Consider the following 21570-nt stretch of genomic DNA (forward strand, 5'->3'; position numbering starts at 1 on the left):
CGTTGGCGGCTCGCCGTGACATCGCGCCGGCCGTTGACCACGCACGGCGCCGATTCAAAAACCCAGGCGCCTACGCTACTTGACGAAGGTGCCGAACGTGGGCAGCACGGTCTTGCCGAAGATATGGTTGTTGAGCACCGCGGCCGAGGTGTAGATGCCGATCCAGCCGGAGACGTAGAGCAGGTAGCCGACCACCGGCTTGAACTCCGGCCCCAGCTTGCCCATGTCCAGCCCCACGATCAGCCACAGGGCGACGTCAAGCAGAATCACCAGGATGAACAGCGGCTTGGGGCTTTTGAGGTAGGCCGGAGTCACCGCGGTGAGGAAGGCCGCGCCGGCCATCCAGCAAAAGCCCTCGACCATGGCCGCCGGCTTGACCGCCCCCAGCACGCCCGAAAGCATCAGGAACTTCATCATCACCGAGATGGCCGCGCCGAACATGAAAAACGCGGCGAAGAAAAGAAACACGTTGCCACCGGTCATGTTGTGATCCTTGAGCTCCATGACGGCGACGGTGTATTGCACTATGCCGCCTCCGACCAGCCACGCGGCCAGCAGAGGCAGCCCCCCCAATTCGACATGACCGTTGAACACCGCGCCGAAGCCGAAGCAGGCGACAGCCAGGGCAGCCAATCCCGCCGGGCCGGGCGAGACGAAAGTGTGTTCCGTCGACATGATCTTCCCCTGTTGTTTGGTTAGCAGGCAAATTCCGTTGCGCCCGGGCTCACGCGCCCGGTCTTTCGTCTGGTCCCGCGGCAGCCCTCCCTCCTCTGCCCGACGGGGCCTTTCGTGATTCAGCGCTGGCTTGTTCAAGCCGGCAAGCCAGCGATCTTCTTGTGCGCCCATTTTATGAGCGAGCGCTCAGTCATAACAGACGAAAAATGTGCCTCCCAACGATGCTCAAGCATTTCACCTGTTAGTTCAATAAATTGGCTGGCGGCCGTATTGGCCTGGCGCTGGCCATTGGCAAGGCGTTAGGCATGTTCCCCCCTGATTTCATGGCGTGTCATGCCCCTCGGCGCTCCACATCCGCAACAACGTAAGACATACGCTAGAATTCCGATCACTATGACGAACATAGCTTAGAATATGCGCTTTCCAACAATCAAGGGGGGTATCGCATTTTTATTGAAACTTATGGCGGAATCCGGAGATTGGCGGCTGAAACGACACAAAACGCGCGCCAGGCGCGCAATTGGTTACAACCGCGACGCGACTTCGGGTAAGATATTTACTAAATACTCCTGCCCCGCAACCGACGTACGCACCCAAGGAGGCGGATATGCAAAACAAAAAGGCCAACTCGGAGTTCACCCTCGAGGAACTGGAGCAAATCTTCGGCACGGCCGATCCCAAGATCCTGTTCTACCGCGACTATTGCCACGACATGAAGGAAGACGACGGCGGCGGCGACAAGGGCCCCGAAAGGTAGGCCGACGCTGTCAGTTGTCGTCGGCGCGCGCCGACGATGAAACCGACGGTCCCGGACGGGCGCGTCTTTTTCGAGCCGACGCCCGGCCGGGGCCTTTTGGCGTGACCGTCACGCTTCATTTGTCCGGCCAGAGGCGACCGTGCGCAGCGACTCGAACACCACCCCCGTTTCCGGGCCAGGCTTTTTGGTGATCAGCCCCAGCCTGGATTGCAACAACGCCTGCATCTTTTGCTATGACAACTACCGCGTCAAAGGCTCGCGCCCGGCCGCCTCGGCCCAGGAGATCGCCGCCGACGCGGCGCGGATGGCGGCCCGCATGGGCGTGGGGGCCGTGGCCGTCAGCGGCGGCGAGCCCCTGCTCTACGCCGAACTGGAGCAACTGACGCGGCTGCTCAAGGCCGCGGGCCTGTTTGTCTGCGTGATGACCAACGGCCGCCTGCTGGCCCGCGCCCAGCGCCTGGAGCGCCTGTTGGAGGCCGGGGTGGATCATTTTCACATCCCGCTGCATTCCGACGACCAGGCCGCGCATGACGCGGTGACCGGCGTCGCCGGCAGTTTCGCCCAGACCGTGGCCGGCCTGGCCAACGTGGCCGAGGTCAGGGCCCGGAGGCCGCTGGGCCTGACCGTGGTTCACGTCATGCACCGGCGCAATTATCGACGCCTGCCCGAGTTGGTCGACTTCGTCGCGGGTTTCGCGCCCGATCACGCGCTGCTTTCCCATTGCATCGTCGAGGTGCAGTCGCCCAGGGAACACCTGGCGCTGCTGGCCCGCTTCGAGGACATCGCCCCCTTCGTGGCCCAGGCCCATCGGGTCGGTCAAGCGCGCGGCCTGCCGGTCTACGTCGAAAACGTCCCGCCGTGCATGATGCGCGGGCGCGAAGCCATCTGCGTGGATTTCCACAAATTCAACCGGTTGGCGGTCGGCGGGTTCAAAGCCGCCGGCGAGCGGGGCGAAGGCGGATTCGAGCCATTCGAGCAATCGATCAAAAGCGGCCAACGCACCCACGCCGACCAGTGCCGACGCTGCGCCATCCAGGACTTTTGCGGCGGTTTTTATCGATCCTACATCGAGGCCATGGGCCAGCCCGACCTGGAGCCATACTCCGTGCAAGAGCTCAGAAGCCGCCAGGCCGCGGCCCGGCAAACATCATAAGGAGCCCGCGTCATGCCCGACGAAAACACCTCGCCCACGCTGGAAAAACACGGCTTCGTCATCGTCGCGCCAGACATGCGCTGCAACAACAACTGCCTGTTCTGCTACGACAAGGACTCGCCCGTGGAGGCGCTGGAGTCGGTGAGCGTGAATGAACTGGTCGAGCGCACCCTGGCCGAGGCGGCCCGTCAGGGCATCCGGCGGGTGGGCGTCAGCGGCGGAGAGCCGACGATCTATCCGGGCATCGTGGACTTTGCCCGGCGACTGCGCGGCCGCGGCCTGGCCACCAGCATCCTGACCAACGGCCGCACCCTCAAGGACGCGGCCTGGCTGGAAGAGCTTTTGGACGCGGGGGTGGATCACTTCCACGTCTCGGTCCATTCCGACCTAGCCCACGAACACGACGCCGTCACCAGGGCCCCGGGCAGCTTCGACGACACACTGCAAGGCCTGTGCAACATCGACCAGGCCCGTCGCCGCCGCCGCCTGGACCTGACCATCGCCCACGTCATGCACCGCCGCAACTATCGGCGTCTGGAGCATTTCGCCCGCTTCATCGCCCCGTTTGGGCCCTACTACGTCCTGCTGTCCTACAGCATCGTCCACCAGGCCTCGCCGGACGATCAGATGAACCTGCTGGCCCCCTTCGAGACGATCATGCCCGAGGTGTTGAAGGCCTGCCAAACCTTCGACGCCCTGGGCCAGAAGGTCTACGTCGACAACGTCCCGCCCTGCGTGATGCGCGGCCACGAACGCATCTGCCTGGATTTCCAGAAAACCAACAACCTCAACATCATCGGCCTGAAGATGCTGGGCCGCTCCGAGGGCAAGCGCTACAAGGCCGTGCGCCAGTCGATCAACAGCCACGAGCGGGCCTTTGCCGCGCAGTGCGCCGACTGCGCCATCCGGCCCTACTGCGGCGGCTTGCTGGGCTCCTACGCCGAGCACTTCGGCCAGCCGAAGCTGCGGCCCTACTCGCCCCAAGAAATCCGCGACCGCCTGAGCGCCGCCCAGGCGGCGGCCAACTGACGGCGCGGCCGATGCGCGAAGCGCCCACGACGGGGCTGGGCTGGCGTCCTTGCGAAAACGCTGACGATGGCTGGCGCGAGAGCCTGCGTTTCGCCCTGTTCGCCGTCTCGCGCCATCCGCGCTCTTTTTTGGTCATCACGGCCCTGGTGCTGGTTTCGACGGCGTTGATCCTGCCCGCGCCGCTGATCTCCAAGGCCGTCGTCAACCTGGTCGTCAACGGCGGCGACCCCGGCCGCATCGTCACCCTGTCGGGCCTGGCCCTGGCGGCGGTGGCCTTCGAGCGCTTTGTCAGTTATTGGCACGGGGTGGTCATCTTCCACCGCTTCCGCTGCCTGGTCCGCGATCTGCGGCGGCAACTTCTGGACCATCTGCTGCGGGTTCCCCTGCCCATTTTGCAACGCCTGGAGCCGGCCAACCTCAGCGCGCGCATCGCCAACGACAGCCAGAGCGTGTTGCAGGCCTTCTATGACGACCTCATTTCGGTCAGCGAAAGCTGCATCACCTCGCTGGCCTGCATGACGGCCATGCTGCTGATCGAGCCGCGGCTGGGCCTGTTGACGCTGGCGGCCGCGCCGGTCTATTTTTTCCTGCTGCAACGCTTCGGCGGCCGCATCCGCGCCCTCACCGACGTTTATTACGACCACGGCGCCGCCAACAACGCGCTGTATTATCACCTGTTGGCCGCGCCGGTCATCGCCAAGATGCACTCCCACCGCTACGTGGTGGAAGGCTACGCCCGCTCCTGCCAACGGGTCATCGCCGCCGGCGACGCCATGATGGGCGCGCGGGCCATGTCCTACGCGGTGGTGCTGCTGATCGGCAACGCCCTGCCGGTGCTGATCCTTTTATTCAGCGCCCTGCTGATCCTGCAAGGCTCGTTCGACCTGGGCTCGTTCGTGGCCTTCACCGCCTTCATGGCCTATCTTTTCCCGGCGTTGCGCCGCGTGGTGGAGTATCTGGTGCGGGCCCAGGGCGGGGCGGTGGCCCTGCGCCGCGTCAACGAGCTGCTGCGCCTGCCCGTCGAGGGGCCGCCCGCGCCCGTGGACGAACGCATCGCCGCCGGCTCGACACTGGCCCTGCGCGAGGTGGCCTTTGCCTACGACGAAAACGGCGACGGCGGCCGGGGGGCCATCGGCGGGGTGAACATGTTGATCCGGCGCGGTGAACCGGTGGGCGTGATGGGCCGCTCCGGCGCGGGCAAGACGACGCTTCTGAAAATCATCGCCGGGCTCTACGAGCCGACGGCCGGCCAGATCACCATCGACGGCCGGCCCGTGGCCGCCGACGCCCGCCGCCAATTGAGCGCCTACGTGGAGCAGGAGCCCATTATCTTCGCCGATTCGCCCATCGAAAACGCGCGCCTGGGCCGCGACGACATCTCGCCCGAGCAGGCCCGCCAGGCCCTGGCGGAGGTGGGCCTGGCCGATCTGCTTTCGCCGGGGGCGGCCATCGAGCAAGACGGGGCCAACCTCTCGCTGGGCCAGAAAAAGCGCATCGCCCTGGCCAGGGGCCTGCTCAAAGGCGCGGCGGTCATCGTCATCGACGAACCCACCGCCGGCCTGGACGCCGACAACGCCGCCAGGGCCATGGCCCTCATCGGCCGCCTCTGCGCCGACCGCTTCGTCGTCATCGTCTCGCACACCATGGACGTGATGGACCACTGCCGGCGGCTGTACCTGGTCGAGGACGGCCGCGTGCGCGAGGTCTCCCCGCCGCCACGGGCGGCAATCATCGCCGAGGACGCGCCATGCGCCTGAGTTCGTTGACCATCTCGCGCCAGGCAAAGGGCCGGACCATCCTGCTCAACTGCGCCAACGGCTGCGTGGACCTGTTGCGCGCCCCGCTGGTCGGCCCCGACGGCCGCCTCCGCGCCGACCGCCCGCCCGAGGTGACGGCGGCCCTGGCCCGGCGCGGGCACCTCACCGCCCTCGACCACCGCCAGGAGATGACCCTGCTGCGGGATTACGCGCGCCTTCTGGTGTTGCAAAACCGCTGGCTGCAACGGCGGAGCGGCTACGTGATGCTGCTGCTGTCCTACGCCTGCAACTTCGCCTGCGACTATTGCTACCAAAAAGACATCCGCCACGCGGTCGGCGGGCGTCGTTTCGGCCCGGCCGAGATCGACCTTTTTTTTGACGACCACGCGCCAGCCCTTTGCCCCGACGCACCGCCGGAAAACATCTGCTATGTGCTCTACGGCGGCGAACCGTTGACGCCGGCCAACCGCCCCGCCGTGGAACGAACGCTCTTCAGGGCCGGCCGCGCCGGCTCGACGGTGGAGGCGGTGACCAACGGTTATCGCCTGGAGGCGTACCTCGACCTGCTGGGCCGGGGGCCGGGGCGCATCGCCAAGTTGCAGGTCTCCTTCGACTGCGATCAAAGCCTGCACGACCGCCGCCGCGTGACCCTGTCCGGCGGGCCCACCTTCGCCACCGTGCTGGAAAACGTCGTCCGCGCCGCCCAGACCGGCGTGGCCATCCAGGTGCGGGCCCACATGCATCAGGGCCGGGCCGACGCCCTGCATTCCTTTTTGGCCACGATGGAGGCGCGGGGCCTGCTGGCCGCCGACAACGTCACCGTCTATCTTTCGCCCATCAAGCACGATTTCGCGGACCAACGCGACGAGCCCCTGGCCGAGAGCTGCCTTTCGGCCCGCGAGCTGGCCGCCCTGGCCCCCCTGGCCAACTCCGCCGTGACCAGACGCCAACGCTTGCTGGCGCGCCTGCTGGCGGCCACAACCGGCCCCGGGCCGGCCAACACGGCCTTTTGCATGCGCTGCAAGGAAAATTGCTACGTGGTCGACCCCTTGGGCGGCATCTACGCCTGCTACGAGGAAGCCGGCCGGCCGGAGCTGCGCATCGGCGCGCGCCGGGGCCGGGCGGTGGAGTTTTTTCCGCGCCGGCGGCAAACCCTGGACGAAAACATCATCGCCCCCGATCCGGCGGAGATGGACCCCCTGGCCCTGATCACCGGCGGCCAGTGCGCCATGACCTCGCGGCGCATCGCCGCCCAGGGCCTGGCGGACACCAGGCCGGAGGCCGACCGGGAGTTGGTGGGCCAAGCGCTGGAGCTGGCCATCGACGATCATCTGGCCCAACAGGGGCCGGAACCGGTCACGGCCCATCTGGCCATCAACTACGCCGACGACGGCGACCGCTCCCTGCCAAGCCTGATCGGACGCCTGGCGCCCTTTGGCCAACGGCTGGAGCGAGCCCTGTCCGCCGGCCGTCACTGAGGAGCGAACGCCAATCATGGGCTCGGCCATCGTCAACAAGGTGCGGCTGCTGACCATGCAGCCCACCAGCGCGTGCAACCTGCGCTGCCGCTATTGCTACCTGGGCCGCCACAAGGGCGCGGTCGTCATGGACCTCGCCGTGTTGCGCGCGGCCCTGGCCAGACTGGCGGCCGAAGACCTCCTGGGCCCCGAGTTGACCATCTCGTGGCACATGGGCGAGCCGCTGACCGCCGGCAAGGACTTTTTCCGCCAGGCCTTCGCGCTGACCGAACGGATGCTGGGCGGCGCGACCCGCCTCGGCCACAGCATCCAGACCAACGGCACGCTCATCGACGACCAGTGGGCCGCCCTGTTCGCCGAACGCGACGTCAAGGTGGGCCTGAGCCTGGACGGCCCGACCGCCGTTCACGACGCCAACCGCGTCCTGCCCGACGGCTCGGGCAGCCACGCCAGGGTCATGGCCGGCCTGGACTGCCTGCGGCGAAGCGGAGTGCGCCCCTCGATCATCTGCGTGGTCAACCAAAGCTCCATCGACCGCGCCGAGGAACTGCGCGATTTTTTTCGGGCCGAGGGGCTCTGGCGGATCAACTTCAACATCGAGGAGATCGAAGGGGCCCACGAGCGCTCCTTCGTCAAAAGCGACGCCGACTGGCGGGAGCGCTATCGCCGTTTCCTGGCCGTCTTCCACGCCGCCGGCGTGGCCGTGCGCGACCTGGAAAACGTCAAATCATGGCTGGCCGACCGGCGGCCGCGAGCGGCCGGCGCGGCCCTGCCGCTGCATCACCTCTCCATCGACGCCACGGGCGGATTTTCCAGCTTTTCGCCGGAACTGCTGAGCGCCAGCCATCCGGCCCACGGCGATTTCATTTTGGGCAATGTGACCAGCGACGCCATAGCCGCGGCCATGGGGGCCGCCAAAGGCCAGCGCCTGTGGGCGCAGATCAAAAAAGGCCTGTTGCGCTGCAAGGCCGAATGCCCCCACTTCGGGCTCTGCGGCGGCGGCTACCCATCCAACAAGCTCTTTGAAAACGGCTCGTTCGACAGCGCCAGGACCACCGCCTGCGAGGCGGGGATCATCATCCCCCTGGCGGTGGCCTCCCACGCGCCGGCGGTCGATGCGGCCCATGGCCGTGGCGCTCCTTCATATTTTTAGTTGCAACAAATCGGGGCTTGTCGCAAGATATCGTCAGCATGTCAAGTATGCCAAGGAGATGTCATGTCCTCGGATAATATGGCGCATTCCAGCGCGTGGGCCAAGGTCGTGGCCAAGGCCTGGGCCGACGAGTCTTACAAAAATAAGCTGCTCAGCGATCCGGCGGCGGTGCTGCGCGCCGAGGGCTTGGCCATCCCCGAGGGCGTGCGCCTGACGGTGCTGGAAAACAGCGCCACCCAGATCCATCTGGTGCTGCCGGTCGCGCCCAGTGACGCGGCCGACCTGGAAGACGCCGCCCTGGGCGAGCGCCTGGCCGCCGTAATCTAGCCGCGCCAGTCGACCGCATCAGAGCCGCGCGGTTGACGGTGCGGGAAGACACCCCCCGAGCTGACCCATCTGGCGCTGCCGGTGATGCCCATCGACGCCGAAGGCCTGGACGAGGCGGCCCTGAGCCAACGCCTGGCCCCTTATTGAGAACGCCGCGCGGCGCATGAGGGCCGATTGACCCGCCGGCGGCGCACGCTTCCGTCACGCGCCGTTGCCCGTCCACGCCCAGGGCGGCCCGTCGCGGCGAGGTAGTTGTATTATTTCGGCTTTGCCCTCCGGCCGCCTTGGCTGGCCCAAGCCCGAACGGACGTTGCCCGGCCCCGCCTCCCGCAAAACGCCCGCAACCGAGGATCGCCGCCCCATGGACGTGTCGCCTTTTGAATGCCGGCCCCGCGAACTCGACATCGCGCTCACCGGTCGTTGCAACCTGTCGTGCGCCTTTTGCTATCAGGGCCGGCTCCAACGGGAGGGCCAGCGACCCGCGCCGGAAGAACAGGTTCTGGGCCTGATCGACTGGGCCGAGGACAACGACGCGCCGGTGGTCCGCTTCACCGGCGGCGAGCCCACCCCGCACCCCAGCATCGGCTTTTTTGGCAACTACGCCCGCGCCGGGCTGGAACAGCGCCACGGCAAGCTGGTCGATTACCTGTCCACCGCTCCGTCCGCCCTCGGGGCGTGACGTCGCCAAGCCACGGGACGCCCACCTTGACCGCCAACGCCCAAGCCGTGCGCCTCGAATTGCCGCCCAGGCATGAACTGCTGCCGCTGGCCGAGGACGTCCTGCGCCGCCTGGCCGCGCATAGCCAGCTCGGCGCGGCCCTGACCGATATGTTGACGGGGGCGGTGCTGGAGGTCTGCGAGGAACTGCTGCGCGCCGGCCAGGCCGCCGGCGTCCAGCGGCCCTTCGAACTGATATTGCGCTTCGACGATCAGGCCGCCGACGTGGCTATCGCCTACGACGGCCGCATCCCGCTCAACCCGCACCTCACCGAGCCTTACGAAGTGCCCGCCGCCGACGCGGGTCTCGATGGCGTCAACATGGACACCCTCTGGCTGCACCTGATCAAACACCGCATGGACCGAGTATTTTTCGAGGTTAACGGGCCGGAAAGCCGGCTGCGCATGATCAAATACCGACGAGGCCAAGGCGAGGAAACGCGGCTGTGGTTCCTGGGCATGACCCCGGCCCCACGCCAAGGGCTGCACGTGCAGTTCTCCGGCCCGGAGCGCGCCCCCACGGCGGTGCTGCTGCACGACGCCGACAGCGGCAAGGTCTTTCGCTTCGAGGGGGTGGAGGCCAAGGCCATTAGCCTGATGAACGGCCAGCGGAGCATGTACGACATCTACATGCGCTGCGTGGAGGAGGCCGGCCCCGTCTCGCCCCACCGCCTGGGCGCGCTCTATGAGGCCCTGGAAGCGGCCGGCATGCTGGCCGCCGCCGACGAACGAGGCAAACCGACGACCGCGCGTCACTGGCTGTGGCGCCTGGCCAACCCCATGTTTTCCATCCCCCACGCCGACGCGGTGGCTGAAAGGGCCCACGCCTGGCTGCGCCCGCTGATCAGCCCGTTGGGGGCGCTGATGTTGTTGACCGTCGGCCTTTCGGGGACCATCCCCCTGTGGCGCATCCTGAACCACCTGGGCCAGAGCGGCCTGCCCGACCTGGAGCGCCTGATCGTGCTCCATCCGTCATCGCTGCTGACGGCCTACGCCCTGCAAATGGTCATGGTGGCCTGCCATGAACTGGCCCACGCCGTGGTCTGCAAGCACTTCGGCGGCCGAGTGCCCCGCATGGGCATGATGCTTTATCTGGCCATGTTCATTTTTTATTGTGACACCACTTCGTCCTGGGGCTTCCCCCATCGCTGGCAACGCATCATGGTCTCGCTGGCCGGGCCGCTGGTCACGTGGGCCTTTCTGGGCGGCGGCCTTTGGGCGGCCGATCATTTCCTGGGCGCGGGAACGTTCTGGGAGCCGGTCTTTTTGCTGTCGTGCCTGCTCCTCGCCTTCAGCCTGATCATGAACTTCAACCCCTTCATCCGCATGGACGCCTATTACATGCTCATGGACTGGAGCGGCGTCAGCAATCTGCGCGAAAAGTCCTTCCGCTTCATGGCGCGGGAGCTTTTCGGGCGCTGGCTGCCCGGTCGGCCCCAAAAGCGGCCGTACGGCACGCGGCTGAAGGCGATCTTTTGGGTCTACGGCGTGTTGGGCGCACTGGTGACGGTGGCCCTGTTCATTCTGCCGTTTGCCTATTTCGCGCGCCTGGCCATGGAGGATGGGCCCCACGGGGGCCGCGTGATCATGGGCTTGGCGGCCCTGGTCCTGGCTCTGTTTGGCCTGGGCCACAAAGCCTTGAAAAGGTTGCGCCGCCTGCGGCATCGCGCATACAAAATCAAATGACGCCCCGACGATCGCGCCAATAGGCCGCGCCCCGCGCGAGCGGCTGACGGACGCCAGGCGGACGGCCGGATTTGATCACAGCGAGGCCACGGCCCGTGCTAAAATTTGTTGGAATACGTAGCGCGCGCTACCGCCCAAAGGTGTTCACCCCATGACCTTCAACGCGGCAAAGTTGCCGATCGTCCTGGTGTTTGCCCTGTGCCTCTTCCCGGCGCCACCCCAGGCGGCGGATCAACACGCCATGAGCGTGACGGCCGGCTTCGCATCCCGCGACTTGGCCCCCCACATGGATTACCTCCTGGACCCCAAAGGCGACTGGAGCGTCCAACAGGCGGCCGAGGCAAGGGGCTGGCGGCCGCTAGCCGGCTTCACGCTGAAAAATGACCAGCCCGATGCGGTGACGTGGTTTCGCCTGGGCCGGGCAAGCGCCGACCGTCACTCGACTCTGTATCTGGAAATCTGCACCCATCAGCCCAAGAACGCCACGGTCTACGCGCCGGTCAAAGGCGCGCCCGGAGGATACATTGGCCTCAAGGCCGGTTGGGGCGGCGGGGGCGAAAACGACGAGTTGGGCTTCATCAGCACGGTGGTGGCCCTGCCCCGCGACCTGGACGACAGCCGGCCCCTGCTCCTGCGCTGGGACGACCCGTTCATCACCGAACCGCGGCCCGTCCTCTATGGGCAAGATGCGTTCCTGACCATGTCCTGGAACACCGCGGCCCTGAAATTCGCCATTTACGGCGTCATGGCGGCCATGATCCTCTACAACCTGGTGATCGCTCTCTTCCTGCGCGACCGCGCCTATTTCATGTACGTCCTCTACATGTTCGCCATGCTGCTCTACCAGGCCGTCGTGCGTGGCGAGATCAAAATCATCAGCTTCAACGCCTATCAGGCGCTCTACCCCATGGTCTTGTTGCTCTCCACGACCACGGCGGTGCTGGGCATGCAATTCGCGCGGACGTTCCTGACCACCAAAATCAACCTCCCCCGCCTGGACAAAGCTCTGCTCTTGCTGATGGCGCTGTTTCTGACGTTGGTGGCCGGCATGGACCTGCTCGGCTTCAAGCCGCAGGCCAACACGGCCTCGTTCCTGATCACTCCGCTGATGATCCCGACCGTTTTGGGCGCGGCGTGCCTGCGCATCCGTCAGGGCTTCGGCGCGGCCCGTTATTTCTTTCTGGCCTGGACCGTGCTGTCGCTGGGGGTCCTGGCCTACCTGCTGTACGGCCTGGGATACCTGCCGTCGTCGATGTTGACGGTCCACGCCGCGGGCCTGGGCGCGGCCGCCGAGTCGGTGCTGTTGTCCCTGGCTCTGGCCGACCGCATACGCGGTCTCCGAGTCGACCGCGAGGCGCTCCTCGAACGCCAACGCGGCCTGGCCCACCAAGCCGTCACCGACGAGTTGACTGGGCTCTACAATAAACGCTATCTGCTCGGCGACCTGAAAGAATCCGTCAAACGCGCGGCCCAAGGCGGCCAACCGCTCTCGGTGGCGCTGTTTGACGTGGACCATTTCAAAAGATTCAACGACTCCTTTGGCCACCCCAAAGGCGACGAAGTGCTGGCCGCCATGGGCCACGACATTCGCGGCTGCGTGCGCGATGGCGACAAGGGCTGCCGCTATGGCGGCGAGGAATTCGTCGTCATCCTGCCCATGGCCGGCCTGGATCAGGCCCTGGCCGTGGCCGAACGCGTGCGCGGCGCCATCGCCCGCCGCCGATTCGCCGTGGACGCCGATCAGTGGGCCAGCGTAACCGTCAGCGCCGGCGTGGCTTGTCTGCGGGCAGGCGAAAACGCGGCCGAATTGCTCGACCGGGCCGACAAGGCCCTCTACGTCGCCAAACGCGCCGGACGCGATCGCACCGTGGTGGCGGAGTGAGTGCGATCCGCCACGCGAAACGCGAAAACCGGCGTGGCTGTTGGCGGCTGTTCGTGGGTGCATGGCGGCTGCTGGCTGCGGAGGCTTAAGAGGTTGTTCACTCGTTTCCAGAAGTAGAGACTGGTGATTGCTGAAGCCACGGTCCTGGCTGGATGTCCGCATGAACAACCCCCACCATGATGCCCGAACGGTGGCGTTTGGTCGAGAGCTGATAGTCAAAAGAGTTTGTCAGGAAGGGATGACGACCTCGGAGGTGGCCCGGCAACTGGGGATCAGCCGGCGCACGGCCTACAAATGGCTGGCCCGGTATCGGCAAGGCGGTCCGGCGGCTTAGGATAATCTCTCCAGTCGGCCGCGCCGCAGGCCGCCGTTTGACCGCAAAGGGCCGAGCCCGGCCGGCCCCATCTGTTTGTTACCCATGATCGCGTGGTGAGCGCGCTAATTGATGGTCCAACCCGGCGACCATTTTTCCACGTCCTTGGCGGTCAGCACATCGACCTTGGCCCCTTGAAACTCCTCGGTGACTTGGCCCAGATCTTCTTCCAGATCGCCCTCGACGCACAGGGCCGCCGCCTGCACCACGGCCAGATCGCCGGCATCGGCCAGCCACAGGCCCCGAGACTCGGCTTCCAGGAGCCGGCGCGTTAGCTCCTCAAGGGCGTAGGGGTTGGCGGCGCGCAGCCACTCCATGGTCTGCTTGTCCCGCAGAAAGCGCTCCACCACGCCGTCGAACACCCCTTTGTCCACTTCTTTGCTGGTGGCCGACCATTTGAACAGGTTGTTGACCTTGCCCGAGACCTCCGCCGCGCCGCTGTAGCCGTGTTTTTTCATCTCGGCCAGCCAGGCCGGGTTGAACAGCTTGGCCCCCAGGGCGGCCTTGAGCCCGGTCTGAAAGTCGTCGACCTGGTATTTGCCCGAGGTGTTGTTGGCGCTCCAGTACAGCTTGGTGTTGCGACCGCCGATGGTTCGCGCGGCTTGGGCCATGCCGCCCTGGTAGGAGGCGAAGCAGCCGCAGTCGACCATGTCGTATTCCGGTGAATATTGCTTCATGTAGGCCACGTCGAGGTTTTTGATGTGCCCGGCGTAGACTTGGCGAGCCTCGGCCCCGTATTCGCCCCCGGCATAGGCAAAGCCGCCCCAGTTGACATACACCTCGGCCAAGTCGGCGTCGTTCTCCCAGGCGCTGGCGTCCAGGGCCAAGCCCACGCCGATGCCGTAACTGCCCGGCTGGGACGAAAACACGCGGCAGGCGGCCAGTTTGATCAGCTTTTCATCGCCCATGGTCGCGTCGGCGTCTTGGCGCAATTCGGCCAGGCGCTCGCGGTTGTGCTTGAGCACGTAGTTGCGGTCCTCGGGTTCGTCCAAGGCGCCCACGGCGTCGACGGCCTGGTCGATGAGTTCCAGAAAGTTGGGCAGCATGTCGCGGACGATGCCGCTGGTCTGCACCAACACGTCGACCCTGGGCCGTTTGACCGGCTTGCCGTCGATCTCCACGGTCAGCTCGTCCAGGGCCACGGTTTGGATGCCGATGGTCACGCCCCGACTGTCCCACCTGGGCCGCGCGCCGATCAGGTGCAGGATTTGGCTGAGAATTTCGCCGTCGGACTTGAACCCGTCCATGCTCCAGAGATTTTGGCCGACGCTCTCGGGGAAGCGGCCTTCCTCGGCCATGTATTTGGCCAGAATCTCATCGGCAATGCCCCGGCCCACCTCCCAGGCCGCCGCCGAGGGTAGGGCCGTGGGGTCCATGGCGTGGAAGTTGCGGCCCGTGGGCAGGGTCTGGGTCTTGCCCAGCATCAGCGACCCGGCCAGGCCCGGTTCGATGTAGCCGCCCTCAAGGAACTTGATCACCTGGGGTATTTCCCGGCTGGCCATGCCAATTTTTTCGGCCACATCCCGTGACCATGAGCCCAGTTTTTGCCCGGCCTGGTCTTCCAGGGTTTGGTCGGCCAACAGCCCCTGGATGAAATCCACCCTGTTATCGAAGTCGTCGGCCCGGCCCGCCGCCTCCAGGGCCGCGGCCAAGTCGGGCAGGCCCTCGCCGGGCCGGGCCAGGATGGAGGCCAGCATCTGGGCGCGGCCTTCACGCTCGGGCGGCTCGCTGAGCACGTGCAAGCCCAAGGGGCACAGGGCCAAACGCGAAAGTTCCATGACCCGGCGAGCGGTGTCCACCACCCTTTCAAAATTTTTGCCATCGTAGCCCGCGGGCGTCAGGGCCAGCTTGGTCATGATGGGCGTCATCCGCTGGCGCAGGGCCTCTTGGCGTTCCGTATCACCCATGTCCACGGCCTTGGCGTATTGCGCCAGCATTTCGGCCAGCTCCAGGCTTTGGTCGTCCTGGGGCGAGGGCACGTGGATCGGCGTGAGATAATCGACCAGCACGGCCCTGGCCCGCCGCTTGGCCAGCAGGCCCTCTCCCGGCACATTCATTATATATGGATATATGTTGGGCAACTCGCCCAGGCTGATCTCCGGGTAGCATTGGTGGCTCAGCCCCGCCCGCTTGCCCGGCAGAAACTCCAGGGCGCCCTCGGAGCCCATATGCACCACCGCGTCGGAGTTGTCGCGGATGTATTTGTACACGGCCAGCCAGTGGTGGGGCGGCGAGATGGCCGGGTCATGCAGGATCCGGCAGACCTCGCCGTTGCACTTGGCCCCGTAGCAGCCACGCTTGGGCTGGACCATGACGTGGGTCTTGCCGAACTTGACCCCGGTGATCAGCAGCACCGGCTCGCGGCCGTCTTCCCGCAAGACCATGCCCTCGCCGGGGAACTCGCCCCAATCGTCGTTGACCTGACGCTTGATGGTCGCGGGCAAGGAATCGAGATAGGGCAGGTATTCAGCCGCGCCCATGCGGTAGACATCGCCGCCCTTGCGGGCGATTTCGTCCACGGTGGTCCAGCGGAATTCGCTGATGGCCTTGCGACCGAGGATCAAATCCTTCAGGGCCTCGCCGCTGGTGGGCGCATCGCCCACGTCATAGCCTTCCTGGCGCATGGCGTTTAGCAGCCGGGCCGTGCTTTCAAAGGCGTCCAACCCGGCGGCGGTGGCCACTGTGGCCTCGGCGCCCTTGCAGGGCGGGTTGTGCAAAACCACGGTGACGCGCTTTTGGCTGTTGGGCGTCAGGCGCAGGGCTCGCCAACCGAGCACCCGGCGGCACATGGTCTCCATGCGCTCGCGCACGGGCGTGAACTCCCTGACGCCGTGGCGGTCTTGGCCTGGTTCGGCTGGCGTCTGGGCCGCCAGCACCGCGGGTTCGATGGCCCCGGCCAACTCGGGCTGGCTGATGGCGTAGGTCAGGCTGTGGTTGCCCACGCCCTCGGGGCTTTCCAGCCATTCCTCGGGCGTCACGCCATGGAGTCGGATAAGCTGAAACACCGGCGTGTTAAGCTCTTCCAGCAGGATCGTTTCATCGGGGCGGTTGAGAAAGCGGCCCGAGGCGAAGTTGCACACCGCCGCCAGTTGATCGCCCACGGCCCGCACCAGGCCGATCCAGGGATAGCGCTCTGGCAGAGGCCGTTGTCCGTCGCCCACGCCTTCGGTGAACACGCACATGGGGGCCAGGCCATGGCGCTGGATCATGCGCGCCAGTTCATCGACGTCGGCCAGGTTTTGCTCCACCAGCGAGCCGTAATAGAACATCACGGCCACCACGTTTCGCTCCACCTTGACGCCTTGTTCGGCGGCCAGCCAGTCAAGGTAGGCTTTGGCGTCGTCAAAGGTTTGTTCGGCGTCGGGATGGTAGACGCCGTGGGTGGTCACCGGTTCGGGGGCGGCGTACTCCACCGCCCGGCCCAGGGCCGCGCAGAAATAACGGATGCCCATGGCGTAGTTGCCCTGGTGGGCCTTTGCCAGATAGCCCAGCAGGGCATGGCGCACCTCCGGGCCGAAGGTGTCAAAATCGTTGGGTATCTCTGGAACGACGCCCACTCGCTTGGGTATCTGGCGGCACAGGTCCATGATCAGGCCAAAGCCGTTCATCTCTGGACCGGAGCCAAGAATAACCGCGTCCGGCGCGCCATCGGCCAGCCTTTGCTCCCACTGCTCCTGGTTGACAAAGGGCCACAACTCCAGTTGAACGCCTTCGGCGGCCAACTCGTCGGACACCCTCCGCCAGGTGCGGCTGTTGAACATCCAGCCATGGATCATCACGATACGCATTTTTCACCCCCCTTGCCGGTGCTGGCGTTGGGCCTGGCCGCTCCGAAGTCGGTCGTTAGATGTTGGCTTCTTCCAGGTCTCCCTCGGCCTCCAGAAACAGCCGCTCCAGTTTTTGCTTGGTTTCGTCGTCGGCGTCCCACATGCCCCGGCTGATGGCCTCCAGAAGCCTCTCGGTGATGTTTTGCAGGGCATAGGGGTTGACCTCCTTGAGCCAATCGCGCATGCGCTGGTCAAAGGCGTATTTTTCAGCCAAGCCCTGGTACATCCAGTCTTCCATGACCCCGCTGGTGGCGTCCCAATGGAAGGCGATGTCCACGGCGCGCGACAGATCCCCCGCGCCCTTGTAGCCGTGGCGCATCAGGCCCTCGATCCACTTGGGGTTGAGCACCCGCGAGCGGAACACGTGCTTGGATTCCTCCTGGATCGAGCGGTTCTTGACCCTGTCCGGGTCGGAGGCGTCACCGGAATAAGCCCTGGGCTGGACGCCCGAGGCCATCTTCACCGCGGCCACGAAACCGCCGAAGTAGGCGTTGTAGTCGTCGCTGCTGAGCAGGTCGTATTCCCTGGAGTCTTCGTTTTTGACCACCAGGTTGATGTCTTTGAGGCGGCGGCGGAAATTTTCACGGCGATCCAGGCCATAGGACTGCTTGCCGTAGGCGTAGCCGCCCCAGGTCACGTAGACGTCGCCCAGGTCGTCGCTGGTTTTCCAGGCTTTGGCGTCGATGGCCGCGGCCACGCCCGCGCCGTAGGCCCCCGGCGGATCGGAGTAGACCCGGAAGCTGGCCTCGCGCCAAGCCTGTTGGGCGTCCAGGCCCCGCTGCTCCAACTCCTTCATCTCCTTGATCACGTTACGCCGCAGAAAGTTGCTTTCAGGCGGCTCGTTGAGGGCGGCCACCATGCCGGCGGCCTCATCGAGCATCTCCATCAGGTTGGGGAAGGCGTCGCGGAAAAAGCCCGAGGTGCGGAAGGTGATGTCCACCCGCGGGAAGCTCAGTTCGTTGACCGGCGTCACCGCAAGGCCTTCCACCCGGCCGTTCTTGGCGTTCCAGACTGGTTTGAGGCCCATCAGGTACAGGGCCTCGGCGATGCATTCGCCCTGGGTGCGCATGTTGGGGCTGCCCCAGATGACCATGCCCAGATTGTCCGGCGGGCCGCCGGTTTCACGCTTGTAGCGCTCCACCAAGTCGTCGCCCAGTTGTTTGCCCACCCGCCAGGCCGTGGGCGAGGGCAGCTTGTAGGGGTCCACCGAACAAAAGTTGCGCCCCGTGGGCAACACATCCACCCGGCCCCTGGTGGGGCAGCCGCTGTTGCCCGGCCCCACGAAGCCGCCGTTCAGGGCGCGCAGCACGGCGTCCAGTTCCTCGTGGGTGCGGGCCACCCTGGGCAGGGCCGTCTCCGTCAGGAATTCCAGCGCCAGCTTGATATCGCCCTCGCGGCCCTGGGCCAGTCCCCCGGCGTCGCGCCCCGCAACGGCCCCGGCGGCCAGCTCCAGGCAGCGGTTGTGGATTTCTTTCAGGGCCACGGCGTTGGTGGCGAAGCGGCCGGTGCGATCGGTTTTGCCCCGGTTTGCAAAGATGTAATCGTAGTCATAGCCCCAGTCGGCGGCCACGGCCTCGCGCAGGGATGGCGTGTCGCCGTTTTTCAGGCGCATCAGTTGGGTGGCCAACTCCACCAGGCCGTCGCCCACGGGCGCCTGGCCAAAGATGTGCAGGCCGTCGGCGATGGCCGTGTCGGAGACCTCGCTGAGGTAGGAGTGCAGTTTCTCCAAAAAGCCGTCAAAGTCGGCCAAGGCCTCGTCGCGGCTCAGCTCCAGGTCGCTGTCCAGGTTGGCCTTTTCCACGTGTTCCCAAAGTTCCTTCCGGGCCACGGGCAGTCGGGTGGGGTTCATGTCCTTGGTGTGCTGATAGCTAAGCACCAGTTCGTCGATCTTGGCCAACTCCTCGTAGGTGTCGGCGTTGGTCATCACCGGGATCAGGTGATCGACCAGGCAGCAATAGGAACGGCGCTTGGCCTGGGTGCCCTCGCCGGGGTCGTTGACGATGTAGGGATAGATGTTGGGCATGTCCATGATCGACAGCTCGGGATAGCAGCGCGGCCCCAGGCCCACGCTCTTGCCGGGCAGCCACTCCAGGGAGCCGTGCTTGCCCACGTGGATCACCGCGTCGGCCCCGAACACGTCCCTGATCCAACGGTAGTGGAACAGGTAGTGATGGCTGGGCGACAGGTAGGGATCGTGGATTTTTTCCGGCTGCTCGATGAAGCCCCGCGGCGGCTGCACGCCCACATACACGTTGCCGTTGATCAGGCCATTGATCAGCACTTTACCCTCGTGCACGAAAAGCTCGCCGGGGCTGGGGCCCCAGTCCTTGGCCATGTGCGCCTGATTTTGCGGGGGCAGTTCGGCGGCCCAAGGCCCCAGGCGCTCGGCCCCGGCCTGATCGGCGGCGCGCGCGGCCATCTTGTCCATGCTCAGCCAGCGCTGGTCCACGGTTAGCCCGCCGACCATGGCCTTGGCCAGGGACTCGGCCTCTTCAAAGGTGTCGTCGACCACAAAGCCTTCCCGCTTCATCCTGGCCAAGAGGCGGCTGACGCTGGCAAAGCTGTCCAGGCCGGCGGCGCAACCGATCTTGTCGTTGCGCGGCGGGTAGTTGTGGAAGATGATGGCCACTTTTTTCTCGTGGTTGGGCTTGAGGGCCAGCTTGGCCCAGTTGCGGGCCAGGCGCACTATCTTGGCCACCCGCTCGGCGATGGGCTCCATGCGGGTGATCATGGCCCCGGTGATGGGGTCGCGTTTGGTCTGCTCCCTGGTGGCCGCCGGCACGCTGATCAGGTTGCCGTCGAACTCCGGCGCGGCCACCGACAGGCTCACGTCCATGGGCGACAGGCCCTGGATCGTCTCGTCCCATTGCCGACGATTGTTGAAGGTGCTGATGGCCTGAATCACCGGCACGTTCAGCTCGGAAAGCACGCCGGCCTCTTTGGGCAGGTTCAGGTTCAGGCTGAAATGCATGGGGCTGATCATGACCTGGATCAGGGTGCGGCCATCGCGACGGTAGTAGTTGTCGAAGATCCAGCGCATGTCCTTGACGTCGAGGATGGGGTCGGGATAGCGCCGGTGGTAGCAACAAATGGGGATGGCCCCTTGGGCCTCGATCTCGTCGACCATGGCGTCGACGTGGTCCAGGTTGGAGTCCAAAAGCAGGTATTGACCAAACCAATAACCAAGCACCGGCCTGGTCGGATTCAGCAGATCCTCCAGCCCCAGACCCAGGCCTGCCAGGTATTGCTCCAGGGTCTCGACGAGGCCCAGCTTGGGGTGATAAAGGCCCTGGCAGGGCTGTTCCTTGGGCGCTTCGGCGGGCAGGCCGGCCTCGGTTTTTAGTAGGCCGAGCCAGTTTTCCTCGCCGCCAAACTTGAGGTAATAAATCTTTTTCTTGAATGGCTCCGTGGCGAAGTCCGGGCAGAAGTGCCGGGCCAGTTCGGTTTCCTCTTCATCCGAGGGGTGGATGAACAGCTTGACGCCCTGGGCGGCCTCCATCAGCCTGTCGAAAAACGGGCAGGAAGTCTTGCCGCCGTGCAGGATCACGATGAGCGAGTCGGCTTGCCTCACCAGATCAAGAAATATGCCGATCTGCTTTTCGTCGAACAGATCCTCGCCGCCCCTGGCGCTTACCCGCAGGGCCCCGGGGCGCTCTTGGTTGAGTCGGCGGGCGGCCCGACCCAGGCTGGCCATGCCCGAACCGCCGGCGTTGTAAACCACCAGATGCGTGGCGCTCATTGATTGACCCTCCTGAATATTTCCTTGCGCAGCAGACACTCCAGGCCATGGGGCCGCGTGGGGCTTCCAGCCGCGCTGATGCGCCGCGAGGGACAGCCTCCCCGGCAGACGAAGCGCGCGGGGCAATCGCCGCAAGCGGGCGGCAGGCCCCAGCCGCGCACCAGGTTGGCAATGCGAATCGGTTCCGGGCGATCCACCCGCCCGGCCAGATAACCGTCGTCGTCGGCCAACGAGGCGCAAGGGTAGACCCGACCATCGGGCGTGACCGCGGCGTAGCTCCCGGCCGCGCCCAGGCAATAGGGCTCGCAGAGGCCCAGCTTAGCGCGCCGCCGGACCTGGTCCACCTCGCGCACCTTCAGCGGCGGAAAGCGCCGCTGGGCGATGAAGGCGGTGGCGGAGAGCATCGCGGGGACCATGCCTTTTATCTGCTCGGGCCGGGGGGCCAGGCCTCCGCCCGAGGCCCGGCCCACGGGCCGCACCAGGTCCAGGTTGATCACCCTGGGGCTTTTGAGGCTGGCCAGCGTCAGCAAAAAACGCGGCAACCGCTCCACGTTGTGGCGGGTTAGCACCACGGTGACATTGACGCCGACGCCAGCTTCGTCGATCAGGCGCAAGGCCCGCATGGCCCCACCGGCGTCGCCCCTGGTCTGGCGGTTTGTCTCTGGCGGGCCATCCAGGCTGACGCCCAAGCCCACGCCGTTGTCCACCAGAAACGCCAATTTGTCTTCCGTCAGGGCCACGCCGTTGGTTTGCAGGGCAAAGCGTCGTTGGGCCGATGCGCGGGTCAAGACCAACTCCTTGAGCAATTCAAAGCGCAGCAGGGGCTCGCCACCGCTGAACTCCACGGTCTGCCGGCGGCCCGGTGGCGGCCCGAGCCTATCCAGGGCCAGGGCGGCGATGTCCGGGTCCATGTCCGCGCCGGTGGCGCTGGCGGCGGCGTAGCAATAGACACAGCGCAGGTTGCAGCGCTCGGTGAGCGCCAGAACCAGAAACTCGGCCTTGTCGTCCACGCGCCCG

General features: G+C 65.8%; 15 protein-coding genes. 11 read left to right on the forward strand and 4 right to left on the reverse strand.

Annotation, left to right across the window (positions count from 1 at the left end):
* Window positions 1-75: 75 nt before the first annotated feature.
* Window positions 76-675 carry an acetate uptake transporter family protein gene (locus DEBA_RS12515; protein WP_013259303.1) on the reverse strand — a complete coding sequence of 200 codons (600 nt, stop codon included), beginning with the start codon at window positions 673-675 and terminating at the stop codon, window positions 76-78.
* 607 nt (window positions 676-1282) lie between these two features.
* On the opposite strand from DEBA_RS12515, the gene DEBA_RS18465 reads away from it, so the two are divergent.
* The 11 genes from DEBA_RS18465 to DEBA_RS19070 all read left to right on the forward strand — a co-directional run bounded on the left by DEBA_RS18465 (window position 1283) and on the right by DEBA_RS19070 (window position 12948).
* Complete coding sequence (locus tag DEBA_RS18465) at window positions 1283-1432, forward strand: hypothetical protein (protein ID WP_013259304.1); 150 nt, start codon at window positions 1283-1285, stop codon at window positions 1430-1432.
* A 139-nt stretch (window positions 1433-1571) separates the two neighbouring features.
* Window positions 1572-2585: a radical SAM protein gene (locus DEBA_RS12520; RefSeq protein WP_013259305.1), complete on the forward strand. Its 1014-nt coding sequence runs from the start codon at window positions 1572-1574 to the stop codon at window positions 2583-2585.
* A gap of 12 nt (window positions 2586-2597) precedes the next feature.
* Entirely contained in the window at window positions 2598-3614 is a 1017-nt protein-coding gene (locus tag DEBA_RS12525) for a radical SAM protein (protein ID WP_013259306.1), read from the forward strand.
* An 11-nt stretch (window positions 3615-3625) separates the two neighbouring features.
* Window positions 3626-5371, forward strand: a complete 1746-nt coding sequence (locus DEBA_RS12530) for an ABC transporter ATP-binding protein (RefSeq protein WP_013259307.1) — start codon at window positions 3626-3628, stop codon at window positions 5369-5371.
* Window positions 5362-6849 carry a radical SAM protein gene (locus tag DEBA_RS12535; protein ID WP_013259308.1) on the forward strand — a complete coding sequence of 496 codons (1488 nt, stop codon included), beginning with the start codon at window positions 5362-5364 and terminating at the stop codon, window positions 6847-6849. The genes DEBA_RS12530 and DEBA_RS12535 overlap by 10 nt, the downstream gene beginning before the upstream one ends.
* A 16-nt stretch (window positions 6850-6865) precedes the next feature.
* Window positions 6866-8002: a cyclophane-forming radical SAM/SPASM peptide maturase GrrM/OscB gene (gene grrM, locus DEBA_RS12540; protein WP_013259309.1), complete on the forward strand. Its 1137-nt coding sequence runs from the start codon at window positions 6866-6868 to the stop codon at window positions 8000-8002.
* 63 nt (window positions 8003-8065) lie between these two features.
* Window positions 8066-8329, forward strand: coding sequence for an NHLP leader peptide family RiPP precursor (locus DEBA_RS12545; RefSeq protein WP_013259310.1), 264 nt, complete (start codon window positions 8066-8068; stop codon window positions 8327-8329).
* Window positions 8330-8690: 361 nt separating this feature from the next.
* Window positions 8691-9008, forward strand: coding sequence for a radical SAM protein (locus DEBA_RS12550; protein WP_148227866.1), 318 nt, complete (start codon window positions 8691-8693; stop codon window positions 9006-9008).
* Window positions 9009-9034: 26 nt separating this feature from the next.
* Window positions 9035-10732, forward strand: coding sequence for a hypothetical protein (locus tag DEBA_RS12555; protein ID WP_013259311.1), 1698 nt, complete (start codon window positions 9035-9037; stop codon window positions 10730-10732).
* A 241-nt stretch (window positions 10733-10973) separates the two neighbouring features.
* Window positions 10974-12614 (forward strand): sensor domain-containing diguanylate cyclase, encoded by a 1641-nt coding sequence (locus tag DEBA_RS12560; protein WP_187288560.1) that lies wholly within the window; start codon window positions 10974-10976, stop codon window positions 12612-12614.
* Window positions 12615-12774: 160 nt separating this feature from the next.
* A complete protein-coding gene (locus DEBA_RS19070) occupies window positions 12775-12948 on the forward strand; it encodes a helix-turn-helix domain-containing protein (RefSeq protein ID WP_083779012.1) in 174 nt (57 codons plus the stop codon).
* Between the two features lie 104 nt (window positions 12949-13052).
* On the opposite strand, the gene DEBA_RS12565 is transcribed toward DEBA_RS19070, so the two are convergent.
* Genes DEBA_RS12565 through DEBA_RS12575 form a run of 3 tightly spaced genes read right to left on the reverse strand, consistent with a single transcriptional unit; the run spans window position 13053 to window position 21563 of the window.
* Complete coding sequence (locus DEBA_RS12565) at window positions 13053-16775, reverse strand: cobaltochelatase subunit CobN (protein ID WP_013259313.1); 3723 nt, start codon at window positions 16773-16775, stop codon at window positions 13053-13055.
* 55 nt (window positions 16776-16830) lie between these two features.
* Complete coding sequence (gene cobN, locus DEBA_RS12570; RefSeq protein ID WP_013259314.1) at window positions 16831-20553, reverse strand: cobaltochelatase subunit CobN; 3723 nt, start codon at window positions 20551-20553, stop codon at window positions 16831-16833.
* Window positions 20550-21563, reverse strand: a complete 1014-nt coding sequence (locus DEBA_RS12575) for a radical SAM/SPASM domain-containing protein (RefSeq protein WP_013259315.1) — start codon at window positions 21561-21563, stop codon at window positions 20550-20552. Before DEBA_RS12575 ends, cobN begins: the two co-directional genes overlap by 4 nt.
* Window positions 21564-21570 lie beyond the last annotated feature (7 nt).

Source organism: Desulfarculus baarsii DSM 2075 (assembly GCF_000143965.1).
Lineage (GTDB): Bacteria > Desulfobacterota > Desulfarculia > Desulfarculales > Desulfarculaceae > Desulfarculus > Desulfarculus baarsii.